This window comes from Longibacter sp. (assembly GCF_051155795.1).
Lineage (GTDB): Bacteria > Bacteroidota > Rhodothermia > Rhodothermales > Salinibacteraceae > Longibacter.
Genome location: NZ_DAXETW010000086.1, coordinates 1 through 24331, shown reverse-complemented (window position 1 = coordinate 24331; position 24331 = coordinate 1). Strand labels below are relative to the sequence as shown.

Annotated in this window: 20 protein-coding genes; 11 read left to right on the top strand and 9 right to left on the bottom strand. The window is 62.7% G+C overall.

Going from position 1 to position 24331, the window contains the following annotated elements; translation table 11 throughout:
- Positions 1-464: 464 nt before the first annotated feature.
- A complete protein-coding gene (locus ACFCU0_RS09210) occupies positions 465-1553 on the top strand; it encodes a hypothetical protein (protein WP_434973373.1) in 1089 nt (362 codons plus the stop codon).
- 326 nt (positions 1554-1879) lie between these two features.
- Here ACFCU0_RS09210 and ACFCU0_RS09205 read toward each other — a convergent pair whose 3' ends face one another.
- From ACFCU0_RS09205 to ACFCU0_RS09195, 3 genes are all read right to left on the bottom strand, one after another.
- Positions 1880-2065 (bottom strand): hypothetical protein, encoded by a 186-nt coding sequence (locus tag ACFCU0_RS09205; protein WP_434973372.1) that lies wholly within the window; start codon positions 2063-2065, stop codon positions 1880-1882.
- A gap of 374 nt (positions 2066-2439) precedes the next feature.
- Positions 2440-3276 (bottom strand): 2,3,4,5-tetrahydropyridine-2,6-dicarboxylate N-succinyltransferase, encoded by an 837-nt coding sequence (locus ACFCU0_RS09200; RefSeq protein ID WP_434973371.1) that lies wholly within the window; start codon positions 3274-3276, stop codon positions 2440-2442.
- A gap of 139 nt (positions 3277-3415) precedes the next feature.
- Entirely contained in the window at positions 3416-4075 is a 660-nt protein-coding gene (locus ACFCU0_RS09195; RefSeq protein WP_434973370.1) for a diacylglycerol/polyprenol kinase family protein, read from the bottom strand.
- Between the two features lie 220 nt (positions 4076-4295).
- On the opposite strand from ACFCU0_RS09195, the gene ACFCU0_RS09190 reads away from it, so the two are divergent.
- Both ACFCU0_RS09190 and hemE read left to right on the top strand, forming a co-directional pair.
- Positions 4296-5210 (top strand): dienelactone hydrolase family protein, encoded by a 915-nt coding sequence (locus ACFCU0_RS09190; RefSeq protein ID WP_434973369.1) that lies wholly within the window; start codon positions 4296-4298, stop codon positions 5208-5210.
- Positions 5211-5384: 174 nt separating this feature from the next.
- Entirely contained in the window at positions 5385-6452 is a 1068-nt protein-coding gene (gene hemE / locus ACFCU0_RS09185; RefSeq protein WP_434973368.1) for a uroporphyrinogen decarboxylase, read from the top strand.
- A 129-nt stretch (positions 6453-6581) separates the two neighbouring features.
- On the opposite strand, the gene ACFCU0_RS09180 is transcribed toward hemE, so the two are convergent.
- Complete coding sequence (locus tag ACFCU0_RS09180; RefSeq protein WP_434973367.1) at positions 6582-6872, bottom strand: hypothetical protein; 291 nt, start codon at positions 6870-6872, stop codon at positions 6582-6584.
- A 194-nt stretch (positions 6873-7066) separates the two neighbouring features.
- Here ACFCU0_RS09180 and ACFCU0_RS09175 point away from each other — a divergent pair, with 194 nt between their 5' ends.
- A complete protein-coding gene (locus ACFCU0_RS09175) occupies positions 7067-9391 on the top strand; it encodes an acyl-CoA dehydrogenase family protein (RefSeq protein WP_434973366.1) in 2325 nt (774 codons plus the stop codon).
- A 76-nt stretch (positions 9392-9467) separates the two neighbouring features.
- On the opposite strand, the gene ACFCU0_RS09170 is transcribed toward ACFCU0_RS09175, so the two are convergent.
- The 3 genes from ACFCU0_RS09170 to ACFCU0_RS09160 form a co-directional block, all read right to left on the bottom strand.
- Positions 9468-10850: a M16 family metallopeptidase gene (locus ACFCU0_RS09170; RefSeq protein ID WP_434973365.1), complete on the bottom strand. Its 1383-nt coding sequence runs from the start codon at positions 10848-10850 to the stop codon at positions 9468-9470.
- 316 nt (positions 10851-11166) lie between these two features.
- Positions 11167-11676 carry a hypothetical protein gene (locus ACFCU0_RS09165; protein WP_434973364.1) on the bottom strand — a complete coding sequence of 170 codons (510 nt, stop codon included), beginning with the start codon at positions 11674-11676 and terminating at the stop codon, positions 11167-11169.
- Between the two features lie 170 nt (positions 11677-11846).
- Positions 11847-13082, bottom strand: a complete 1236-nt coding sequence (locus ACFCU0_RS09160; protein ID WP_434973363.1) for a hypothetical protein — start codon at positions 13080-13082, stop codon at positions 11847-11849.
- 79 nt (positions 13083-13161) lie between these two features.
- On the opposite strand from ACFCU0_RS09160, the gene ACFCU0_RS09155 reads away from it, so the two are divergent.
- On the top strand, positions 13162-13797 hold the full coding sequence (locus tag ACFCU0_RS09155; protein ID WP_434973362.1) for a hypothetical protein: 636 nt from the start codon (positions 13162-13164) through the stop codon (positions 13795-13797).
- A gap of 43 nt (positions 13798-13840) precedes the next feature.
- Here ACFCU0_RS09155 and ACFCU0_RS09150 read toward each other — a convergent pair whose 3' ends face one another.
- Together ACFCU0_RS09150 and ACFCU0_RS09145 are read right to left on the bottom strand one after the other, a co-directional pair.
- On the bottom strand, positions 13841-14212 hold the full coding sequence (locus ACFCU0_RS09150; protein ID WP_434973361.1) for a hypothetical protein: 372 nt from the start codon (positions 14210-14212) through the stop codon (positions 13841-13843).
- A gap of 88 nt (positions 14213-14300) precedes the next feature.
- A complete protein-coding gene (locus ACFCU0_RS09145) occupies positions 14301-14504 on the bottom strand; it encodes a hypothetical protein (RefSeq protein WP_434973360.1) in 204 nt (67 codons plus the stop codon).
- Between the two features lie 320 nt (positions 14505-14824).
- Here ACFCU0_RS09145 and ACFCU0_RS09140 point away from each other — a divergent pair, with 320 nt between their 5' ends.
- The 6 genes from ACFCU0_RS09140 to ACFCU0_RS09115 form a co-directional block, all read left to right on the top strand.
- Complete coding sequence (locus tag ACFCU0_RS09140) at positions 14825-17911, top strand: hypothetical protein (RefSeq protein ID WP_434973359.1); 3087 nt, start codon at positions 14825-14827, stop codon at positions 17909-17911.
- 211 nt (positions 17912-18122) lie between these two features.
- The gene (gene ftsH / locus ACFCU0_RS09135) at positions 18123-20276 is read left to right on the top strand and encodes an ATP-dependent zinc metalloprotease FtsH (RefSeq protein WP_434973358.1); all 2154 of its coding nucleotides are present in this window, start codon (positions 18123-18125) and stop codon (positions 20274-20276) included.
- Positions 20277-20669: 393 nt separating this feature from the next.
- A complete protein-coding gene (rpsL, locus tag ACFCU0_RS09130; RefSeq protein ID WP_434973357.1) occupies positions 20670-21044 on the top strand; it encodes a 30S ribosomal protein S12 in 375 nt (124 codons plus the stop codon).
- A gap of 217 nt (positions 21045-21261) precedes the next feature.
- Positions 21262-21732 carry a 30S ribosomal protein S7 gene (rpsG, locus tag ACFCU0_RS09125; protein ID WP_434973356.1) on the top strand — a complete coding sequence of 157 codons (471 nt, stop codon included), beginning with the start codon at positions 21262-21264 and terminating at the stop codon, positions 21730-21732.
- A 206-nt stretch (positions 21733-21938) separates the two neighbouring features.
- Positions 21939-24041, top strand: coding sequence for an elongation factor G (fusA, locus tag ACFCU0_RS09120; protein WP_434973355.1), 2103 nt, complete (start codon positions 21939-21941; stop codon positions 24039-24041).
- Between the two features lie 172 nt (positions 24042-24213).
- A partial coding sequence (locus ACFCU0_RS09115; RefSeq protein WP_434973464.1) for a GTP-binding protein occupies positions 24214-24331 on the top strand: 118 nt, incomplete at its 3' end.

The following is a 24331-nucleotide window of genomic DNA, read 5'->3' as shown; positions in this document are numbered from 1 at the left end:
ACAGGGGGACCGCGTGTCCACCGAAAGCACCCTGGCTGATTCCGTTGGATTGGAAGGTGCGGGTCCGAGAGGGCTCGCACCTTCTGCGTTTTGGGGATTCCGTGGACGACGTCGTGGACCGATTGCGTGAGTCGCCTCAGCCTCGATCGCTCCCCCCGCGTGCCTGTGTAGAGAGATGCAGCGGAGAAAATATTCGGGCACAGGGAACGTGCTGCCACCGGGATTCGTGCATCCCCCGACGATCGTCTGGGTGCACCGAATCCAAGCGTGCGCAGGCCCGGCGGCGAATATTCCATGTCGGGGATGGGTCTCCGCGATGATCGTGCTGCGAGGACGTACGATCCGGCGTCCGCGCGTTCTTGACGCGCTTGTTCATCGCGCCGGGAAGCCGTTTTTTCTACCTGGTCGCTTTCGGCCGGGGCTTGAATGATTTCCCCCAACGTCCCGATACATCACCTCTGACTATGCTCCCTGAATGGGCTCCAGATCTTCTTGCGTTTGCCGGTCATGCCCCACTGATCCTTCTTCTCACCGGGCTCGGCGTTGATCTCCTCACGTTGCTGCGGCCAAAGTGGAAGTCCGGCCCGGACGCCGCCACCACGGTTTACGTAGCAGCCGGCATCTCGGCGGTCATCATCTATCTGACGGGTCCGGACGCAGTCGCCGGCATCTATCAGGTCGATGGTGTTGCGGCGGTCTTCGATGAGCACGTGACCTTCCGCTGGTACACGATGTTGTTCGCAGCGGTCTACGGGCTCATTCGTCTTGGTCTGTCGTTTGTCCCCGCTGTGCAGGAGCTGATGGTCACGCAGGTCCTGGTGGTTCTGGTTGCTGCCGGCGGCATCTATCTTTCATGGCAGACGACGACCGCCCGCGCCGAGCTGGTGTACAGTTACGGCGTCGGGGTGGAGCCGGTGGCGGAGATGCGCCAGCAGCGGGCCGCGCGTCAGGAAGAAGAGCCGCAGGGGTACGTCGAGCGGTCGGACTCGTGGAGCTGGACGCCGACGTCGCCCGGCGCGTGGAAAGGCGTGATGACCTGGGTGGACGGTGCCCCCACAGATGTTCAGAGCTTCATGTTCGAACCAGAAGGAGACGGCACGCGCGGGCTCGCGCTCTACATCCGTGATCAAACGGTCCTGTTTACGCCACCGATGGAGATGCGAACGGCCGACGTCCGGGCGACCCTGAATGTGGATGCATTCGACGGTAGCGTGCAGCTTGTCCACAATGTCCGCGGTGCCGCGTTTTACGATTACCTGCAGCTCGAAGGCAATCAGATTCGCCTCGCACGCAGGGAGGGAAGCGCCGTCCGCGTACAGGATGCGGCGGATTACGGCCTGCAGGGCTGGCGCTCGTACCGGTTAATCGCCGACCGGACCCAGCGGCGCGCGTTCGTGGGAGACCAGATGGTGGTGACCGGCAGCGATACCCCCGCTTCCCCCGGCACGGTCGGGCTCCGACTCACGGGGACGGGCCTCGTCCGGATTCGGTCGCTCTCCGTGGATCCGATCCCGCAGGACGCAGAGCCGCCCGCAGATACAACGGCGGACTAAGCGCGCATCCGGCATCTACGGTACCCCCGTCTACGATAACGCATCTCGAGCACGGCCGCATCGCGTTCCGGCAGGGACGGATTGATCTTCATGTCCGTTCCAATCTCAACGCGGGCGTCGATGGAGATGCGCGGATGAATACGGAGGCTCCAGTGAAGGTGGGGAGCGTCCGAACGATGCTGGAGAGCTGTCCGAATGAAGAAGGTGAAACCCGGTCCGCCGAGCGCGCGACGGATCGCCCGGAGCACATCCCGAAGCGTTTTAGCCAGCACATCGTCGTGCCCGTTTGGCCGGCCGAACTCCGGCTCGTGACCGGTCGGCAGGATTCAGGCCTCGTACGGCGCAACCAGCGACTCGACCTGCTCGACCGGCATCTGTGCGATGGTCTGGTGGTGCCGAGGCGTCGCGATGATGACTTGCTGCTTTCCTTGGCCGCTTGCCCAGTCGAACGTGACGCAAGATGCAGAAGCCGGTTCGACGTCGTCTGAGAGCGCCGGATAATTGTTGGGCACGGCTCGCACGTCCCATGTGGCGCGTCCCGGTCTCTCAGGCGCGCCGTCTCCCCGCTCTCGGCCTTTCTCAAACAGGACGGCGGGAAGCTGGTCTTCCTGGCCGGGGCAAAAGGGGCATCCGTCGACCGGGCCCTCGTGTGCCGGGGACGCACCTGTATCATCGAAGTGCTTTGGTCGGTCGCTTCGGGCCGGCGCGCAGATCACCCGTTGCTTCGTGATGGCGTCCTGGCGAAACTCGGAGACGTCAGGCGTGCGGTGCGATGCAGCGAGGGAGGGGAGGGTAAAGCAGAGCTATGTATGAACAAACCGCACGCCACATGTGGTATGTAGACGTGCGGTTTCGAACCGTCCATAGCTGAATCGTGCGGTCGGTCTTACCGGAGGGCGTCCTCCAGTACGGTGGCGGCATCCGTCTTCGCATCCCGGTACTTGACGATGATCGGCGCGTAGACCGAAAGCCCGTGCTCATCCCCGAATGAAGAGTCGACGGACCGGGACCCCGGCACAACGACCGCGCCCTCCGGCACCTCCAGCGGATCGTCGCCGCTGCCCCGAATCACGGTCTCGTTCACCGTGTCGTACAGTCGCGTTGATGCAGTAAGCGTCACTCCGGAGGCGAGAACCGCCCCCTCGCGAACGACGCATCCTTCGTACACGCCGCATCCGCCACCAACAAAGACGTCGTCTTCGATCACGACCGGTGCGGCGTTGATCGGCTCCAGGACACCACCGATCTGCGCCGCTGCGGAGAGGTGCACGCGCTTGCCGATCTGCGCACAGCTTCCCACGAGGGCGTGGGAGTCGACCATGGTCTCTTCATCCACGTAGGCGCCCACGTTAATGTACATCGGCGGCATGCAGACCACGCCGGACGCGAGGTACGAACCGGTGCGGACCGCGGAGCCCCCCGGGACGATCCGAACGTTCTCAGACTTGAGGACGGGACGGGGAGGAAACGTGTTTTTGTCAAAATACGGAAACCGTTCCGTAGAGTAGTCCACGATCTGCCCGATCCGAAAGCCGAGAAGGATGCCCTGTTTCACCCAGGCGTGAGCCGCCCACGTACCGTCGTCCTGCTGGGATGCCGCGCGCACGTCTCCCCGATTTAGCGCACGGATAAGATCGGCGACGGCGTTTCCTGCGGAGCCGCGGGCGACCTCGTCCCCCTGTTCAACGAGCGATTCGATTCGATCACGAAGTGTATCGGACATGGGCTGTCAATCGAGTGGATGGAGTCGGACAGTTACCGTATCAACCGCGCGTCGGACGGTCAAGCACGTGGCATGAAATTCCAGATGGAGTCGCGCTCCTGCGTTGCCGTCCGGTCCGTGTGGGCTGCATGGGTCTTCTCTACATGCCGATTCCCCAGACGACGGCAGCAGCGATCAGGGGCACGGCGATATTGTCGTTCACCGGCAGAGGCGCTGCTTCCGCCACTGCAGCCGAGAATGTTGCGGCGATTCGCGCGGTCCAGCTCAGCGGGAAGAAGGCGAGAACGAGAAGACCGGATGCGACAAAGGCGAGGCTTCCCTCCACCGTGTGCGACCGGCCAGGCCACCGGTGCCGCCCTATTGCACGGCCGACCAGAGCCGCGGCCGCATCCGCGATCATGGTCATGACGAAGACGGGGACTGCGATTCGGAGCGGGACGAACAGGGTCAACAGCGTGCCGCTGATCAGCACACTCGTCGCTCCGTTGATCACGACGCCACCTCCTACGTCCGGCAATTCCTCGGTGCGCATCAACGGCCCGAAAATCGTCCGAATGTGTTGGTTGAACGGCTGCCAGTACGCGCGGAGGACATCCGCTCCAACTGCCATCGATGTCACCGGAATAAGAATCCACAGCGCGAGATCCCGCCCTAAGAGGTGCATGCCGAGCGGAACGACCAGGGCGAGCAGGTGCAACGCCTTGCGTTTCAGTTCTGCCTGGTAGCCGAACGGCCGCTCCGAATCCTGCGGTGCAGGGGAGGAGGAGGGGGATGGAGGAGCCGTAGAGGTGTCGGACATATGAGGGCCCGGGGTTGCATAGGAGCGGTCGCAGGCGAAATCCTGCGTCCCATTTTGAAGTTCACCGGCCCCTGGTGGCCTGGGTTTCACGATGTTGCGACGCTCGCCCCACGGTCAAAAACTTTATGGCCGTGGTTGTACGTTACCCTTCCCCCTCGTTTCACAGACTCACAAGCCCTCGCGTCGGCCCATGACCCTGTACCAGACTCTCGCCTCGTCTGTGATTTTCGCCGTTCTCTTCATCGGGTTATTCGCCGGATGCCGCGCGGATGACACGTCGGATTCGTACACGGAAGATATGGCCGAGGAGCATGCGGCCGACACGCCCGAGGCCACGGAAGCGGCCCGTGAGCCGCTGATTCCGATCGACACCAGCACCGTCGCCTATGCCACGAGCGATGCCGGAAAGGAAATCACCGGCTACATGGCGGTGCCGGAGAATCCGGACTCCATCCTTGCGGCTCGGGGAATAGAGGCTGAGACGGAACGGTTGCCGGGCGTTGTTCTCATTCACGAATGGTGGGGTCTGAACGAGAACATTCGGACGGCAGCACGACGGGTATCAGGGGAAGGGTACCGCGTTCTGGCCGTGGACCTGTACGGGGGAAGCGTTGCCGACACGCCCGACGGCGCACGAGGACTCATGCAGCAGGCGATGGAGGCGCCCGACCGTCTGGCGGACAACCTCGCTTCCGCGAATGCCTACCTGCAGCAAGAGGCCGGGGCTCCACGGACCGTCGTGATGGGCTGGTGCTTCGGCGGAGCCATGACTCTCACCGCCGCCATCAACCAGCCGGAGGATTACGCCGGTGCCGTCGTGTACTATGGACGCGTATCCGACATCACAGCCGAGGCACTTGCCCCGATCTCGTTCCCCGTAATCGGGTTTTTCGGGGCTGATGACGGCAGCATTCCTGTATCATCGGTCCGTGACTTCGAGAACACCATGCAGGAGGTGGGTAATGAGATCGACGTCTACATTTACGAAAATGCCGGCCACGCATTTGCCAACCCGTCGGGCAGGAACTACCAGCCCGAGGCGGCTGCCGATGCGTGGAACAGGACGACGGCCTTTCTTCAGAAGCAACTCTACGGCACCGAGGAAGTGGGTGCGACCGGTAGCGGCGATTCCTGATCCGGAATCCGTGGGGGAACGTCGAAACGTGTGCTACGACGCACGTTCGAAGCCTGCGTCAAAGGATCGACCGCCCGGCGCATACGTAAAGCCTGTTGTGCATTTGCCCTGTAGAGTTGCTCGTCAGGGCCCGTCGCTACACTTGCCCTCCTTTTGGAACGAAACAGACCCTGGATGCCCGACTTTCCACCTCTGAAAAACGACCTTATTCTACGTGTCGCGCGCGGGGAATCGACGACGCGGACACCCGTGTGGATGATGCGGCAGGCCGGCCGGTATCTTCCCGAGTACCAGGAAGTCCGGTCTGAGCACGAGTTTTTCGACGTCGTCGGTACGCCTGAGCTCGCTGCCGAAGTGACGATTCAGCCGATTGATCGCTTCGATCTGGATGCTGCCATCATTTTCTCCGACATCCTCGTCATTCCGCAGGCTCTCGGGTTGGAGGTCAGGATGGTGAAGGGGAAAGGCCCACATTTCCCGGATCCGCTCCGGTCACCGTCGGACATGTCCCGTCTGACCGAAAGCCCTGACGTTGACGAAGAGCTCGGTCATGTCTACGACGCGTTGACGCTTACGCGGAAGGAACTTGATGGTCGCGTGCCCCTGATCGGATTTAGTGGAGCGCCGTGGACGCTTATGGCCTACATGATCGAAGGGGGAGGAAGCAAGAACTACAAGCGAGCACGGGCGTGGCTCTATGAAGCGCCGGATGCCGCACATTCCCTGCTGCAGCAGACCACCGACGTCATCGTCGATTATCTTATCGGGCAGGTTCGCGCCGGTGCGCAGATGCTTCAGGTCTTCGACTCCTGGGCGGGGCTCTTCGGCCCGCAAACGTTCCGCACGTTTGCGCTACCGTACCTGAAACAGATTGCCGAGCGGGTGAAGAAGGAATGCCCGGATGTGCCGCTGGTCGTGTTCGCCAAGGGCGCGCACTATGCGCTGGAAGATCTGGTCGAAACAGATTATGAGGTGATCGGCCTCGACTGGACGATGGATCCGAAGGCTGCGCGCCTCGTCGTTGGGGAGCGCGCGACGCTGCAGGGGAACCTCGACCCCTGCACCCTCTACGGAGATGCTGAAACGATTCGGCGTGCCGTGCAGGACATGCTCGCCGGCTTCGGGAGTCACCGGCATATCGCCAATCTCGGTCACGGTATGCATCCGGACCACGACCCGGAGCACGCCCGGATCTTCGTCGACAGCGTTCACGAGGTCTCTGAGCAGATGCGCGGCGTCTGAGCACGTGGGCGGGCGAACCCATCCAGCAGCGCCCGATCGGTCGCGGTCCGATCGGGCGTTCTTCATATCGCGGGAGGGATGTGGAGCGAATACGGCGCGTCTGACGCGCGTGATCTCCGGTGATCGCTATCAGGCAGCGTGAGGACCGACATAGCTCACGTGTCCTCGCCCCGCACGGCGAATGGCCATGGCGTCTTCGACCCGAAACGGTCCATTGACGATGCGCAACCTGGCCTCGTGGGCATGCGCGGCCCGGGCGAGCATCATGAGTTGTGTGACCGTAAAATTACCGGCGTCAATGACGACGTCGTCTCCACGCTTTAGGCGTTTGATGGTCGGGTCGTACACGGTGTCGCGGGGATCGAGGGTGTGGACAAACACCTTCGAAAACAGCAGGATGCGCACGTAGATTCGGTGCATATGCAACGATCCGTGGCAATGTGCAATTTTCACTCCGGCTGGTCCAATGACATGTTCGGCCGGCACGCAACCCGGCATGCGGCGCGACGGCGACTTGTCTTTAGGATGTGATGATTGGCGCCAAAACGGATCGCAACCTGCAGGTGTAGGTTGGACGTCCTGTCCAGTCACGATGACCCATCTGACGGTTTACCATGAGTACTTCGACCGTGTCGACATCTTCGCTCCCGCAATCGCCCGATGCGCTGGCTCTGCTCCCCATGCTGTACGTGGCCTGGGCCGATGGCGTCCTGACCCCGTCCGAGGTGGATCTATTACGGCATCGCATCGAGTCCATTGACGCATTGCCGGAGAGCGTTCGGTCGGAGATCTGCCCGCACCTTCACCCGAGCCGGCCACCGTCGCCGGAAACCTACGACGGATGGGTTCGCACGCTGCGTCGGGAGATCGAACGGCTGCCCGCCGATCGGCGCCTCTCCCTTGCAGAGGTCGGGCTTGCCGTTGCGGAAGCAGGGGGCGACGGAGCCGCGGTGTCGCCGGGCGTGCGCGATGCCCTCGAAACGCTCGAGGCGGCTGTGGGCGTGGACGGGCCCGGCATGGTTCGGGAAATCCAGGAGCAGCGCCCGGATCCAGATGATCGTGCAACGCAGCCTGCGCGGTTCGATGTCGATGCGCTGACGCGGCTGCTCGACGGAGACCGACACGGCCACATGCAGCGTATGCGGACGCTGCTCTCCGACGACGCGTTCGACTACCCGCCGCCGCAGCCGACGGCCGTCTACCGGGAGCAAGTCATGGAATGGGCTCAGCTACTCGCAGAGCAAGGTCTTGGCGCCCTTGCGTTTCCCGAAGAATACGGAGGCGGTGGAGACATGGGCGACTTCATGGCGACGTTCGAGGCGCTCGCCATGCACGATCAGAGCCTCGTCGTGAAGTATGGCGTTCAATTCGGGCTCTTCGGCGGGAGCATTTACCGGCTCGGCACGGAGAAGCACCATGAGCGCTATCTGAATGACGTGGGATCGCTCGACCTGCCGGGGTGCTTCGCGATGAGCGAACTCGGTCACGGGTCGAATGTCCGCGATCTGGAAACGACCGCCACCTATGACGCAGAATCGGGGGAGTTTGTCATCAACACCCCGTCGGAGGCGGCCCGGAAAGAGTGGATCGGAAACGCCGCGAATCATGGACGCCTCGCCGTCGTCTTTGCGCAGCTTCGTACCGGAGGGCGTCATCACGGCGTTCACGCCTTTGTCGTGCCGATCCGCACCGCCTCGGGGGACGTCGTGCCGGATGTGCGCATCGAAGACTGCGGGGAGAAGATGGGGCTGAACGGCGTCGACAATGGTCGCCTCTGGTTTGACGAGGTCCACGTCCCGCGGGACAACCTGCTGGACCGCTTCGGCTCCGTTGATCCCGACGGCACGTATCACAGCCCGATTCCGAGTTCCGGGCGACGGTTCTTTACCATGCTCGGTACACTGATCGGTGGACGCATCAGCGTGGCTCGAGCGGGGTTAATGGCAGCCAAGTCGGGTCTCACGATCGCCGTCCGCTATGCCAACCGCCGCCGCCAGTTCGGGCCTCGAGACCAGGCGGAGGTGCCGCTTCTGACGTACCGGACGCATCAGCGGCGCCTTCTGCCGCGGCTCGCGCGAACGTATGCCATTCACGCTGCTCTCTACGACCTGGCGGGCACGTACATCGACCGAGGCGTTGATGAGGGGCTCGAAGATGTGGAGGCCGCCGCCAACGCGCTCAAGGCCTACGCGACGCGACACACAACCGACACACTTCAGGAAACACGAGAAGCCTGTGGAGGACAGGGGTATCTCCGGGAAAACCGGATTTCGACCCTGATGGCGGACACCGATGTCTTCACGACGTTCGAAGGCGACAATACGGTGCTTTTGCTTCAGGTCGCTAAGGGTCTGCTGTCGGACTTCCAGCGGGAGTTTCGCGATCTGAATATCCTGGGCATGGTCCGGTTCGTCGCGAAAGATGTCATCGACCGACTCTCGGAAACGAATCCACTCGCCTCCAGCCAGACCGATCCGGAGCATCTACGCAGCAGGGAATTTCAGCAGAGCGTGCTCGAATACCGGGCCGATCGGCTGCTTCAGACCGCCGCTCAGCGACTGAAGGCACGACTCGACGAAGACGTTCGGCCCTTCGACGCGTTCATCGACGTCCAGGATCATCTAATTCACCTGGCAGAAGCGCACGCCGAGCGACTGGTGTTTCGGTCGTTCGCCGATCAGGTCGAGAACGTTCAGGGCGACTCCCTCGGGGATGTCCTGTCGCGGCTGAGGAGCCTCTTCGCGCTGCGCACTATCGAGAAAGACCGAGGGTGGTTTCTTGAATCCGGCGTTCTCGGGAGCAGTAAATCCAAGGCGATTCGCACGGAGGTAAACCGCTTGTGCGAAGAGGTACGCCCCGATGCGGAGGCGCTGGTCGACGCCTTTGCCATCCCGGACGCATGTCTCTCGGCTCCGATTGGTACCGGCGAACGCAGCTGATGCCGCATCTTCTACTCGTAGACGGCCTGCCACGGTGTGCGGGGATTTCGGCAGGACGGCCGGCGGCCTCATCTGTCTACGGCATCTGTCGCTCGACGGGTGCAATCTGTGGGTCGATGATGCGCTTCGGTCCGGTGACAACGTACGTCAGGCGTTCCGGCGAAAGGTACGTTTGAACGACGCGCTGTACGTCCGACGGCGATACGGCCTGAAGACGCTCCCGGTACGTGAGGAAGTAGTCTACGTTGAGATCGTGCCGTCCGAGAAACATCATCTGCTCCGTGAGGCCGTCGCGGGTGGACGACTGCATGAGGAAGCGGTCGATTAACATGGTCTGTGCCCGTCTGACCGCCATTGTGTCGGGCGTGGTCTCGCGCAGGTCCCGGAGGATGCGGCGAATCGCTTGTACAGCAGGCCGCGTCTGCGTAGGGCGCGTGGCCACGACCGAGGCCCAGTAGGTGGTGCGCCGGTGAGCTGAGAGCAGGCTGTAGGGTGACGAAGTAGCCTCGGGCAGGGATGCCTGAGCCAGGCGGGAGGCGTGCCCGCCGCCGATCAGCGTCGTCGCCACCTGTAGCGCGGCATAGTCGGTGTGGCCGGGGTCGACGACCGGAGCACCGACGGCAATAGCCACTTCGGATCGGCCGGCCCGATCGACAACCACGACATCTGTTGCTTTCGGTGTACGGACGCGTAGCGAGGGCCCGGTGGCGGTTGCCGTCCAGGGTTCTATATGCTTCGTGGCTGCCTCCAGCACATCGGCCGGTCGGAACGAGCCGACGACGTAGAGATCGGTCCGCTCCGGCGCCACGAATCGGGCCATGAACGATTCGAGATCGGCCGGGGTGTAGCTCTGGATCTGACGGGGAGCAGGCTGCGGGCGACCGTAAGAGGCGCCGCCGTACAGGGCCTCTCGCAGTTGCTGTCGGGCGTCGGACGGCACCGATGTCGTCTGTTCGAAGCGGGCCGCGGTCTCATTTCGAGCGGCATCCAGCTCCGAACCGCGGGTCACCCCGACGTCGCGGTTATCCGCCAGGTCGCGAAGTCGCTTGATGGTGGAGGGGACGGCCGACGCAGCGACATCGGCGGAAAAGACCATGGCGTCCGGCGTCATTCTGACGTCCAGCCGGACCGCACCACGCTCGGTTGACGCGCTCCGGCGGGCCATCCACCGAGCTGTCACGTCCGCAAGGCCTGCCTCGGAGGCTGATTCATAGGCCGACCCTGCACGGATGGCGAGCCGGACGGTCGCATGCCCGTCCGTCTCATACGGGGTCATGTGGACTCGCACGCCGTTCTCGAGTTCAGTCGTCTGCGGGGGCGGATCCGCCAGTCTGTTTGCAACGGTGGACGCCCGGTTCACGCTCGTTCCATCAAGGTGATGGGCTGTCTCCCCGTGTGCGGACGTGGGCGAGGCGGTGACGAGAAGGAAGGCGAGAAGAAGAAGTGTATACCGGATCATCAACCGGGATGTCGTGCAGGAGGCAGAAGTGTGGACGGCTGGCGCCGTATTCGCAAAATCGCCCCCCCCCAGTCTGTCCCGAGGGCGATCTCAAGAGGATCGCCTCAGGACTGCGCCAGGAAAGACCGGCGTGACACAGGGTCGAAACGGATAGCCGTCGCGGTGGGGAGCGATAGCGTAGCGGCGAGAGAGGGGCGCTCGGTGTCCGACCGCCGGGTCGCCGATCCGGCCGAGGCGCCGTTCAGGCAGGTTACAAAAACAATACCTCGGCGCTCCGATCGCCGCGGCCTCATCGAATCCGCACGAGAATCGGTTTCTAGAAATAGTATCGGAAGCCGATCGCACCGTCAAACCGGAGTTGCGCATCGGACGCTACCTGCAGCGTCGGTGCGACCTCGGCGAAGACGTCGATTGGAGCATCTCCCAGCATGTATGATACGCCCAGAGGTGCACGTAGCGCGACGTTCGTATCACGGTTCTCGATGAAGGTCAGTTGCAGGCCGGGGCCGACGTACAATGCCATCAATCCGTCTCCGACGGACACCTGCTCAAAGTTGTGAAAGAGATAATCGCCCTGCAGGATGAGGTATGAATTGGCCGGGCCGTCGCCCCCGATGACGAACGACATGGCGCCCTGAAACGCTTGGCGGTCGGAGGTCCAACCTTTCACCGTCAGCCCCACGGGGCTGGGCGCTGCATTCGACACGCCAATCTGACCGCCGGCCCCGATGCCTGCGGTCTGGCCCATCACGGTAGACGGGATAAGAACAAGTAGTGCAGCGGCGAGAAGTGCGATCGCGGACCGCATATGCGTGGAGTCGCTCATATGACAACCGGGGCAGGCAGGGATGGAAGGACGAAGAAACCTGGATCGCTTCAGATCGAACGAGGCGTTTGTAACGATTGAAAGGGCGGACTCGAAAGTCAACAGCGTCTCGGGAAGTTGACGCAAAAGTGTCGGGGGTACGCCGTCGCTGGGGTACATATCCCGACGAATTATCCGGACTGATTAAGCGGGTCGCGCCGGTCGTTCCACAACCGATCGGGAAGCCCGTTGAGCGTCCGAGAGAGAGCCTGGTCGAATCGGCGATCCAGCTCTGCATTGCCGGTTTGCTCGATCAGCGTATGCATCGTACGGGTCACCTGAAGCATACGGTTAAGAGATCTTCGGTTGCTTGCCATCGACAGTTCGTGGAGCACGATCGGCCGCGCCGTCGAGAGAATCTCGGCGGCCTCCTGCGGTTCGTCGCACACAAGGTGCGCCGAACTGAGTTCAATGAATGAGTATGGTGTGCCGGGGATGACGTCGAACGGCATCTCTCGCCGAATACGGTCGAGTAGGCGTCGGCTCGTCGTCGTGTGCCCGAGCCGGTGCAGAGACGACGCAGCATAGGCGAAGACGGGGCGGTAATGCGCGTTAAGGGTGCCGCGAGTCCGGGCATCGTAATATATGTCCGGGCGGTCGAGGCCGGTCAGTCGGAACGCGTCCAGTCGCTCTTTCAGAATAGAGGGCACAACGCGGCCCCGGGCCCGATTGTGGCGAATTGGGACCACGCGAGAGGCCATCCCCTCGAACTGCAAGTAGGATTCGAGTCCCAGGCGGTTGTGTCGCGGCGTGGTGCGGGCAAAATACACCGGCCGGTTCCATCCATTCTCCGCAACGGTTCGGATGATATTGTAGGTTACCTGATGTGGAATCGTGAGGACGCGCGTTCGACCCATCATTGTGCCCGGGATGGACCATTGCATGCGGCGGTCGAACGCTGCGGGTCCATCATCCTCACGCCCCATTCCTGGGTGGTCGGATACCGCCCGACGGTCGACCGGGAGCTGAACCTCTTGCTGCTTGTAACGCCTCGGTCGGAGGGCATCGATTTCGCGATCGGAGAGCGACATCGGAACGGACCGAGCACCCTCTACCGGGTCATTCTTGATCTGTTTGATGTACCAGGGAGCATTGAGTAGCGACAGGTTGACGATCGACACGTCCGTTCGAATGCCCTCAACCTCCTGCAGATACCAGAGGGGATACGTGTCGTTGTCGCCGTAGGTGAACAGCACTGAATCCTCGGCCACGCTCATAAGCATATTGTGCGCCATGTCCCGCGCCGCCTGCCGGCCCGTCGTCCGGTCCGATAGGATCGGGGAAAGGCCGATCGCACAGATCCCTACGACAAGGATGAGTCCGACCATGATGAAGGCAACGCGGCGGGTCCAGCGGGATCTGAACATGAAACCGAGTTTCGGGTGGTAGAAGATAAAAATGGGCGGACCAAGGCACGTGTAGAGAACGCATTAGTCGAGCAATCATATGCAGATCCCCCGGCTCCGTTTCTGGATAGGCGTAGGTCTCGCGGCGGCTCTTGTGCTGATCGGTGTAGCGATACCGACGGAGAGCAACGCCGGCGATCGGAGCTCCAGTGCGGTCGAGCCCCCTATCAGATCCGACTCGCTCAAGCATCCGGAAGCGGTCGTTGCGGCGTACCTCGGGGCGTTTCAGCGGACAGACTGGACGACCTGTGCCGATTTGATGCATCCGGAGGCGCTCCAGTCCCTGAAGGATGTTATCCTGGAAACCGTTCGTTCAGACTCATCGAGCGGCATACCGGATGCGCTCTACGGGGAGGGTACCCCTCCGGAAACAATTCGCTTCGCTCCGCCCGCCGAACTCTACGCTCGCATGCTGGGCGCGGTCTACGACGCGTCACCGGGGGCGTCTACCGTCCTCGACGGCTTTTCCGCGTCCGTGATTGGTCATGTGAGGGAGGGGGACGCGCAGGTACACGTCGTTATCAGGACGAATGTGGCTCCCAACGGACGCGACCGCGTCGTCGGGCTGTCTCAGGTGGAGGTGATGTCCGTGCAGCGTCACGCGGACACGTGGCGACTTCGGCTCACGCCCGATGTGAAAGATGTTGCCCGGGCGGTGCGGCGGTCGTCCCCGTAATTGCTGGCGTACGTCATGGGTGGCGACCCTCGTCAGGGGATGGCTAAAACTCGATGTCGCGCTCGTCGACGCGTTCCTCGCCGTTCTCCGAAATGCGCATCATCGACCACGGGTCCTGCTCGTACCCTTCCGGGTCGCAGATCACCTCGTGCCCGAGGCGGTCGAAGGCGGCTCGTGCGCAGGCGCGACTGGTGTCCCAGGGTAGGGCCGGCCCGTTGAACCAGAGGCTCGTGTAGGCGCCTCCCTCAATGTTTTCGGCGACGAACACACGGACCGTTTCGCCATCATGCTCGACCTCATAGGTGAGAGCGGGCTCGGTCCGTACCTGAGAAACCGAACCGAACTGTTCCGTCAGCCACGCTTCGGCGGATTCAACGGTTAGGTCGCGAACGTATATCTCGATCGAAGCGGGCATCGCGGGCGCAGTTCGGTGAACGAGGAGCAGAGCGCGGGAGGGATCGCGGCGCATTCTCACACCAAAATCAGCAGCCGGTTCCGTCGGGTCACGATTTCGATCGGTCCTTCCCTGATGCGTCCGACGAACGCGGTTCGAGGCGAGACAGCGTGAGGTACAGCAGGGCGAGAACCGCCAGAAATCCGCCGCCGGCCAGCGCGTAACTGAATTGCCGCGAAACCAGGCCGAAGACCACCAGCCCCAGATCGAACAGGGCGAGTATGATCATCGAGGCGAGAAGTAAGCGGGACATGTCGTTGCAGGCAGGAGGAGCGGAAAACGGCGCGCACCGGCTCGATCCGGACGTGCGTCACGAGCACAATCCGGGTGTCGGTTCGATCAGTATCGCAATGAAGGAGCCGAAATCGCACCATGAATCCGTGAAAACGAGGCTCGATGGGCACGGGAACGGGTCCGTTGCAGAGCGTTCGGAAGAGGTTGCATCAACGGGGGCGGAGCGTGCGGCTTTCGCGAGTCAGGGATCTCCCGTTTCCCGCCTGCATTTATTCGTCCGCCTCGTTCCGGTAAACTCGATTCATACGGACCACCGGATCCTGACCTTTTTTTCCTCGCTTGTCTCTCGTTGTAATGTGCCGGTCGGCCGCCCCCCTTTTTGCCTTTCTCTGCATCCTCGTCCTGGCCGGATGTGCGGACACGTCATTCATTGGGAAGCGGGTGGATAATTTTACGGCGTATTACAACACGTACTATAACGCGGAGCAATCCTACCAAGAAGGCGTGGATCGCGTCCTCGATCGCCGGGAGTCCGAACCTGTCGACATGAACGTCTACCTCTCGCTCTTCTTGAGTGGGGAGGGCGGATCGAATGAGTCCTTCGCGACTGCGATCGAGAAAAGCGCCGACGTTCTACGGGAGCATCCTAACTCGAAGTGGGTGGACGAGTCGCTTATGCTTATCGGCAAGTCCTACTATTTCCAGCAGAACTACGTCGGTGCGGAGCAGAAATTTCGAGAGGTTCAGAACCTGAGCGAGGATCTGAGCCCGGAGGCGCGGTTCTGGCTCGTCCGCACGCTCGTCTCGGCCGGGCGATTCGGGGAGGCGGAACGCGTGTCGGCGTCTCTCCTCACGGAGAATGGAAGCGGCGACGGGACGTGGACGGCGCAGACGTGGCTTGCGCGGGGGGAAGCCTTCGTGCGGCAGGCGCGCTGGGGGAATGCCGCGGAGGCATTGTCCGCCGGATTAAGCGGAGATCTGCCGCGACGTCTCCGGGCGCGGTCGGCGTTCCTTCTGGGGCAGGTCCGCGAAACGTTGGACGATCCGGTAGGCGCGCAGGCCGCGTACACCCGCTCGTTCCGTGCGGCCAATGAGTACGAGATCGAGTATGCCGCCCGGCTGAGTGCCATTCGCGTGCGGGGCCTGAACGGGCAGCCCCGGGAAGCGCTTGCCGAACTCGAGGACATGCAGGAGGACGACAAGAACTTCGAGCGGCTCGGCGCGCTGCGCGTGCTTCGGGCTCGCTTGCTCGACGCCGAAGGCAAACCGGAGAATGCCCGTGCCGTCTTGCGTGAGGTATTGTACGAGCCGCCGCCTGCGCAGGGGGCCACGCAGGGGCGCGCTCACTACGCGATGGCGGAGGTATACCGGGACGCGTACGACGACTTTTCCCGTGCGGCGGCGCATTTCGATACCGCATCGACGTCCCTTCGCCAGACGGTGACCACACGCGAGCCGGTCCTCTTAACCCCCGTTGCGATCACAAACAGCGAATCGTTGAGCCGGCGCTATCGGACCATTGCCGATAGGGCGTCGGACGTCACGAGGATCGACTCGTTGCTCCGACTCGGTTCGCTCCCACCGGATGAACTCCGGGCAGAGCTGGAGGCGCTACAACAGCAACAGGCCCAGGAGCGCGCCGCGGCGCAGGAGCGGCGCGACCAGGAGGAAGCTGCCCGGCGCTTCACCAACCGTACGGTCACGGCGCAGCGCAATACGCCGTCTCAGTCGCTCGCTACGTCAACCGGCGGAAGCTTCCTTTTCCACGACAACCCCACGCGGGTGCAGGAGGGGCGCCGCAATTTCGAGCGCCGCTGGGGCCCGCGTCCGCGCGTCGATAACTGGCGACGCAGTGCGGCGATCGAGCAGCGTCAGGGCCCGCAGGCCGCCGACCCCGACGCGCGGAACGACGGCGAAGTGGAAGCGGAGGCCGTCGCGGATGCACCCCCCGACGACGCCGGACCGGTGGGCGCGGGCTTTGATCTCGGGGAAATCCCCCGTACCTCATCCGAGAAAGAAGCATTGCGGAGGGATCGGGCCGTGGCACGATATGAACTGGCGACGGCGCTATTCTTGAATGCGGAGCGCCCGGACTCAGCCGCGACATGGTACCGGAAGGTGATCGACGACGACGCCGAGCGGCCCGTCGCCCGTCGTGCCCTGTACGCCCTCGCGGAGGTTCGCACGGCGCAGAACCGGACTTCGGAGGCGGATCGCCTGTATCAAACCGTGATCGACCGGTATCCGGCCTCTGTGTTTGCACAGCGTGCACGACAGCGGCTCGGGCTCGCATCGGTCGAAACGGCCGACACGACGGCGGTCGCCGAAGCGGCCTATTCGGCGGCGTATCAGGCCTGGCAGGTCGGGCTCCGGGATAGCGCACGGTCGGCCATGGCGCACGTCGCCACCGAGCATGCGGCCTCCGGCGTGGCCCCTCGCGCTGTGCTGGCGCTGGCGTCCTTCACCGTCGAGTCGTTGCGTGCCGGGACGAATCCTCCGTCGGATACGCTGCTCGCCGCGTTCCTGGACTCCGAAGCGGTGGACCGATCTACGGTCGAGGACGGGCGAACGAAGCTGCGAAATGTCCTCGGTGCCGATGCGCCCATCGATCCGGCGGCAGCGCGCGAGGATCAGGCGCAGCGCCGACCGCAAGCCGCGGCGAGCCCGCCGTCATCCGGAGTCATCCAGCAGCAGGGAAATCCGCGCGACCCGTCGGGGCAGGAGACGCCGACCGCTCGTAGGCAGAACGTACAGCAGCCTGCCCGCGTCGATACGGCCGATACACTCGATACATCGGATGACCGGATGCAGGATGTGAGTCGGATGCGGGGGGACTTCGATACAACCGCCGTTGATCCGGCCCCGCAGGTGACGCCCGAAGCGCAGACCGCGGCGTCACGCGATACAACCGGGGGTTCGCAAGCGGACGCCGACGTAGAAGCGGACCGTGATCCCCCGACATCCGCCTCCGAGACTCCCGCGCTCCCGGATTCGGCCTCCCGGACGTACGATCGCGTGCTGGACGTACTCGCCTACCTCGTCGCGAGGTACCCGGAGTCGCCCGAGGCTGTCCGTGCGCAGTCCATGGGCGTAGCGATTGCCGACGCGTACCCGGGGTTGGTGGTCACCCGTCCGGACGATCCAGCCGAGACGGAGCGCGTACGCTCCGATTCCGGCACCACCGTCCCCGACCCGGACGCGGATGCTCCGGATGCAGCCCCGGCCAGCCGCACCACGCCGCGCGACTCGGTTGCTCGCGAGTCGTCAGCGCCGGCGTATCGGTTCGATGTGCCCTCGGACTCGATGCGCGGACGTGGGGCCGCTCGCGAGCGTGCGCCGGCGCCGTCGCCAGACACCACGGCCGTTGATTCGACCGCGTCCGTACCCCCACGCGTACCTGCCGACTCCAGCCGAAACGGGGGATAAGGCGCCGAATCCAACGTGGTTTTCAGGTAGATCGGCCCGGCCTCGCGATCGTCGATCATGGCGATGAACGCGGCGTTCTCTCGGGGCCATCGTCCGACAAGAGCAGGAACTAAGGCGCCGCATATCCGGTTCGGTTTGGGCGCGCTCAGGCAACCGCCGGGCTGTCGCGGCCCGCGTCGTTTGCCGCCCCTTTCGAACCATCTGTTGCTCTATGGCGCAGCCCGACCCGACACGTAAGTCCTCCCGTCCCTCGTCCTCCGAGGATGGGCCATCGAACAACTCCGAGGGGCGTCCTCGCTTTGCCCTCTGGATCTACCTCGCCATCTTCCTGGCGCTGGTCGTTCATCTCTTTCTCTACATGGGCGGCTCGGATGCCGCGTCCGTCGAGTACAGCCAGTTTCTTGACTACGTCGAACGCGGGTATGTCGAGCGGGTCGAGGTTGTGAACGACAATCGTATCCGCGGTACGTACACGGAAGCAGCCGTGAACGAGGGGCACGTGGAGGTCTCGTCCGGCGATGGTGCGCTTTCTCTCACGGAGGGCCCGACGGGGGAGGAGAAGCGCCGGTTCACCACGACGAAGCCGGAAGACCACGAGCTCACTCAGTTCCTCCGAGATTACAATGCGGCTGCCGGGGATGCCGGCACTGATCGGGTCGCTTTTACCGCAACCCAGGAAGAGGACTGGCTCGGCGGCATGCTGATGTGGCTGATTCCCATTGGGCTGTTTGTCGCCATCTGGATTCTATTCATGCGGCGAATGGGGCCGGGTTCACAAGTGCTGAATATCGGGAAGAACAAGGCCAAGCTGTTCGATGCCTCCGAGGATCACAACGTGACGTTCGATGATGTCGCCGGACTGCAGGAGGCCAAGGAAGAAGTCATGGAGGTGGTGGACTTTCTCAAGAACCCTGACAAGTTCACCCGGCTCGGCGGAAAGTTGCCGAAGGGGGTTCTTCTGGTCGGCCCGCCGGGAACAGGGAAAACGCTCATGGCGAAAGCCGTCGCGGGAGAAGCCGGCGTCCCCTTCTTTAGTATTTCCGGGTCTGACTTCGTGGAGATGTTCGTCGGCGTCGGAGCCTCTCGTGTGCGCGACCTGTTCAAGAATGCAAAGGAAAAGGCGCCGTGCATCATCTTCATCGATGAAATGGACGCGATCGGGCGGTCGCGCGGACGAAACTCGATGGTGGGCGGCAATGACGAGCGCGAAAATACGCTCAATCAGCTGCTCGTTGAAATGGATGGGTTCGACTCCGATGCCGGTGTCATCATCATGGCAGCAACGAATCGCCCGGACGTGCTGGACTCTGCACTGCTGCGTCCCGGCCGGTTCGACCGACAAATCATGGTCGACAAACCCGACCGGAATGCGCGTGAGCAGATCTTCGGCGTTCACGTTCGCAACCTGCTGCTGGGAGATGACGTGGACATGGAAGTGCTGGCCGGGCAGACCCCGGGCTTTGCCGGCGCCGAGATCGCGAATGTCTGTAATGAGGCGGCGCTGCTGGCCGCGCGCAAGGACAAAGACGCGATCGACATGAGCGATTTCGAGCAGGCCATCGACCGCGTCATCGCCGGACTTGAGAAGAAGAACAAGATTATCTCGCCCGAGGAGCGAGAGGTGATCGCGTTCCACGAGTCCGGACACGCCATCGTCGGTTGGTTTCTGGAGAACACCGACCCGGTCGTGAAAGTCTCGATCGTCCCGCGGGGGCTGTCGGCACTCGGATACGCGCAGTACCTACCGGAAGAGCGCTACCTGTACTCGCGGGAAGCGCTGATGGACCGCATGACGATGGCCATCGGCGGACGCGTCGCCGAAGAGATCGTCTTCGGGCGGATCACGACGGGTGCACAGAATGACCTGGAGCGCATTACGAAAATGGCGTATGCCATGGTGGTCGACTACGGCATGAGCGAGGCGGTGGGACAGGTCAGCTTCAACCTGAGCCAGCGGGACGATACGCCGATGTTCGACAAGCCGTACAGCGAGTCGACGGCTCAGAAAATTGACGAGGAGGTCCGCGCCATCATTGAGGAGGTTCGCGAAAATGCACGCCGTCTCCTGAGGGACAAGCGCGACAAACTGGACGAGATGGCACAGGCGCTTCTGGACAAGGAGGTCCTCGGCCCCGGCGAACTGGTTGAGATCCTTGGCGAGCGACCGCATGGCGAATACGTGACGGTGTCCGGTGGCATCTCGACCTCGGACGGAGCCAGCGAGGACAGCATCCCAGAGGTTAGTGCTGGCGCCTCACTTCGAGACGGTAGGCCGTCGCGGTCTGAGCAGCAGGGCCCAGGCGATTCGCATGAATCCAACGCCCCTTCACATTCGGAGGAAACCAACGGGAACGACGGCTCGTAGGCCCTATCCTGCAAACGAAACGGAGGTGCCTGATGACGTCCGCTACCCTGAGTTCGTAACTTGGACGGATAGGTCAGGCATCTCGGTTGACCCACCGGTCGCCCGGTGGCAGAATCGAAGGGAGGCGGGCGCCGCTCGCCTTTTTTTGTGCCTCGACTGGAAAGGGCAATTGATCGACCGATATATACAGGTTGGTCAGTAGCGGGACCCCTTCACGGCCCCTTCAGGCCCAAAGCGGTTCTTTTGGTTGTCTCTTTACAGAAGGCCCTGAACCGCCACCGGGGTCATCGTTATATTAACAGGCTGTACGGAAAGGTCGACGGTATGACTTTGCCCAGGTGAAGGTGCCTGTGGGCCTTCCGCGAACTACGACACTCAAACGACGCGATCACCGTGCCGACGATACAGCAGCTGATCCGCAAAGGACGCAAGTCGAAGAACAAAAAAAGCACCTCGCCGGCGCTGGGTGATAGCCCGCAGCGGCGTGGCGTGTGCACCCGTGTGTACACGACGACGCCGAAGAAGCCGAACTCCGCGCTCCGGAAGGTGGCTCGTGTTCGGCTCACCAACGGAAATGAAGTGACGGCGTACATCCCCGGTGAGGGGCATAACCTGCAGGAGCACTCCATCGTGCTCGTCCGGGGTGGCCGTGTGAAGGATCTCCCGGGGGTGAAGTACCACATCGTGCGTGGCGCACTTGACGCCGCCGGTGTGGAAGACCGTCGCCAGGGCCGCTCGAAGTACGGCACGAAGAAGCCGCGCAGCTAACCCGGTTGCAGGATTGCACTGCGGTGTGGCCGCGGCGGGCATGAGGCGGGACCTCCCGCTTTCGGTCGCTGTCATTGCGGTTCGGGAGCGCATCCCGTTCGCGCCCTTCAGGTTGTAACCGGCCGCCTGCAGCGCTGCACATTATCGGTACCTCGCACGTCGGGGCGGGACGCCTGCCCCCATGTGCTTCACGATTGCCAACGACCACGTAGAACTTATGGCTAGAGACAAGGCAGCCAAAAAGCGCACCACGACGCCGGATCCCGTGTACCGGGACGAACTTGTGTCCCGGTTTGTGAACTCGATCATGCGCGATGGAAAGAAAAGCACCGCGCAACGCATCATTTACGATGCGTTTGATGTGATCGAGGAGCGTACGGGTGAGCAGGGCATCGAGGTCTTTAAGAAGGCCGTGAACAATGTCGCCCCGCTCGTAGAGGTTCGCAGCCGACGCGTCGGTGGCGCCACGTACCAGGTGCCGATCGAGGTTCGCCCCGATCGTCGCGTGACCCTGGCGTTCCGCTGGATCATTCAGTATGCGCGGGCTCGGAAAGAGAAGAGCATGGTCAATCGCCTGGCGAGCGAGCTGCAGAGCGCGGCCAACGGCGAGGGTGGTGCGGTCAAGAAGAAGGACGACACGCACCGTATGGCCGAGTCCAACAAGGCATTCGCACACTTCCGTTTCTAGCCGGTCGGCGCTCCCCATACCCCTTTTGGCGTCGCTGATCGGGCGGCGGGCAGGCGACCGGGTCTGCACGTCACGCTCCGCACTCGGATGGCACTCCGATCAGCATATTCCACGGCACCCACCCCGGTGTGAGCGTGCCCACGCAACGGCTCTCTTCGGAGGGCCGGCGGACGGCACCCCAGCACTCATTACACAGGCAGCAGATTATGGCTACCAGCAAAAACGAGAGCTTCCCGCTCGACAAGACGCGCAACATCGGCATCATGGCGCACATTGATGCCGGGAAAACCACGACGACCGAGCGCATCCTGTTCTACACCGGTCGTCTGCACCGGATGGGCGAGGTCCATGATGGTGCAGCGACGATGGACTGGATGGAGCAGGAGAAAGAGCGCGGCATTACCATTACGTCCGCCGCGACAACTTGCTACTGGGATGATCATCGCATCAACATCATCGACACTCCGGGGCACGTCGACTTCACCGTGGAGGTGGAGCGCTCGCTCCGTGTGCTCGATGGTGCGGTAGCCCTGTTCTGCGCCGTGGGCGGTGTGGAGCCGCAGTCCGAAACGGTCTGGCGTCAGGCTGACCGGTATGGCGTGCCGCGCATCGCGTTCGTCAACAAGATGGATCGCACCGGCGCCGATTTTGAGAAGGTCGTCGGGATGATGCAGGATCGCCTCAGCGCGAATCCGGTTCCCGTTCAGTATCCGATTGGCGCGGGCGACATGTTCCGCGGTGTGATCGACCTGATCGAGAACAAGGCCATCATTTGGGACGAAGAGGAAGGCATGACGTGGGATGTCATCGACATTCCCGAAGACCTCAAGCCCGTTGCCAAGAAGTGGCGCATCAATCTGCTGGAGAGTGTCGCCGAGTACGACGACGAGCTCCTGATGAAGTACCTCGAAGGAGACGAAATTGAGGCCGAAGAGCTTGAGTCAGTGATTCGCGAGGCGACCATCGCCCGGGACATCACGCCCGTCTTCGCCGGCACAGCCCTGAAGAACAAGGGCGTGCAGCGTCTCCTCGACGGTGTCATCAAGTATCTGCCGAGTCCGGACGATGTACCGCCGGTGGAGGGACACCACCCCCAAGACGAGGATGAGAAGATCATCCGCCGCCCCGTGGAGGACGATCCCTTCAGCGCCGTGGCCTTTAAGATTGCTACCGACCCGTACGTCGGTAAGCTCACGTTCGTCCGCTGCTACAGTGGAACGCTCGAGTCTGGTTCGAAGGTGTATAACGCCACCTCCGACGAGATGGAGCGTGTCGGTCGCCTCATGTTCATGCACTCGAACGACCGTGAGGACATCGACATGATCCGTGCCGGCGACATCGCCGCCGTGGTCGGGCCGAAGAACCTGAAAACAGGCGACACAATCTGCGACCCGGATCACCCCGTGATCCTGGAGTCAATGGACTTCCCCGAGCCGGTGATTCGCATCGCGATCGAGCCGAAAACCAAGGCTGATCGGGATAAGCTGACGACCGGTCTCGTGAAGCTTGCCGAAGAGGATCCGACATTCAACGTCTCGACCGATGAAGAGACGGGTCAGACGCTGATCGCCGGTATGGGCGAGCTCCACCTCGAGATCATCGTGGACCGGCTCAAGCGCGAGTTTAAGGTCGAGGCCAATGTGGGTAAACCGCAGGTCGCATACCGCGAGGCCATCACGGAGTCCGTGGACGAGCACTACACACTCAAGAAGCAGACCGGTGGTCGCGGCCAGTTCGCTGAGATCTACATGGAGGTCAGCCCGAATGATGAAGGGACCGGGTTCGAGTTCGAGGACGAGATCGTTGGTGGGGCCATTCCGAAGGAGTTCATTCCGTCGGTGAAGAAGGGAATTCAGAGCTCGCTCGACCAGGGTCCGCTGGCCGGATATCCGATCGAGGGGATCAAGGTTCGCCTCTACGACGGCGACTATCACGACGTCGACTCGGACCAGAACTCGTTTGAGATCGCCGGCCGCCTTGGGTTCCGCGATGCTGCGCGTCGCGCCAAGCCGGTTCTGATGGAGCCGATTATGGCCGTGGAAGTCATCACGCCCGATGAGTACATGGGCGACGTGATTGGCGACCTGAACAGCCGCCGCGGAAAAATTGGTAAGATGGGCCAGCGCAACGACGCGCAGGTCATCAACGCCAAGGTTCCGCTGAGCGAGATGTTCGGCTACTCCACGGACCTGCGCTCGATCACCCAGGGACGCGCGCTCTACACCATGCAGTTTGAAACGTACGAGGCCGTTCCGTCCAACATTGCGAAAGAGATCACGGATGGCGACGCGGTGGAAGCTGCCGCGTAACCGATGCCGGACTGGGGGTGCCTCCCCCGCGCTCAGCGCGAGAGAGGTGCCCTCGCCGGTTCCCGGCTGCTCCGAACCGGCGATAGTGCCCTGACGCACACGCCCTGCAGCCGCACGACACGAAGAAGTACACCATTACACTCCGAGTTTTTCACGAGACACGCTAGACGCTATGGCGAAGCAGGCATTTGACCGCAGCAAGCCGCACGTCAACATTGGAACGATAGGGCACGTCGACCACGGGAAGACGACGCTGACGGCCGCCATCACGGTGACGTTGGCCCGTCGCG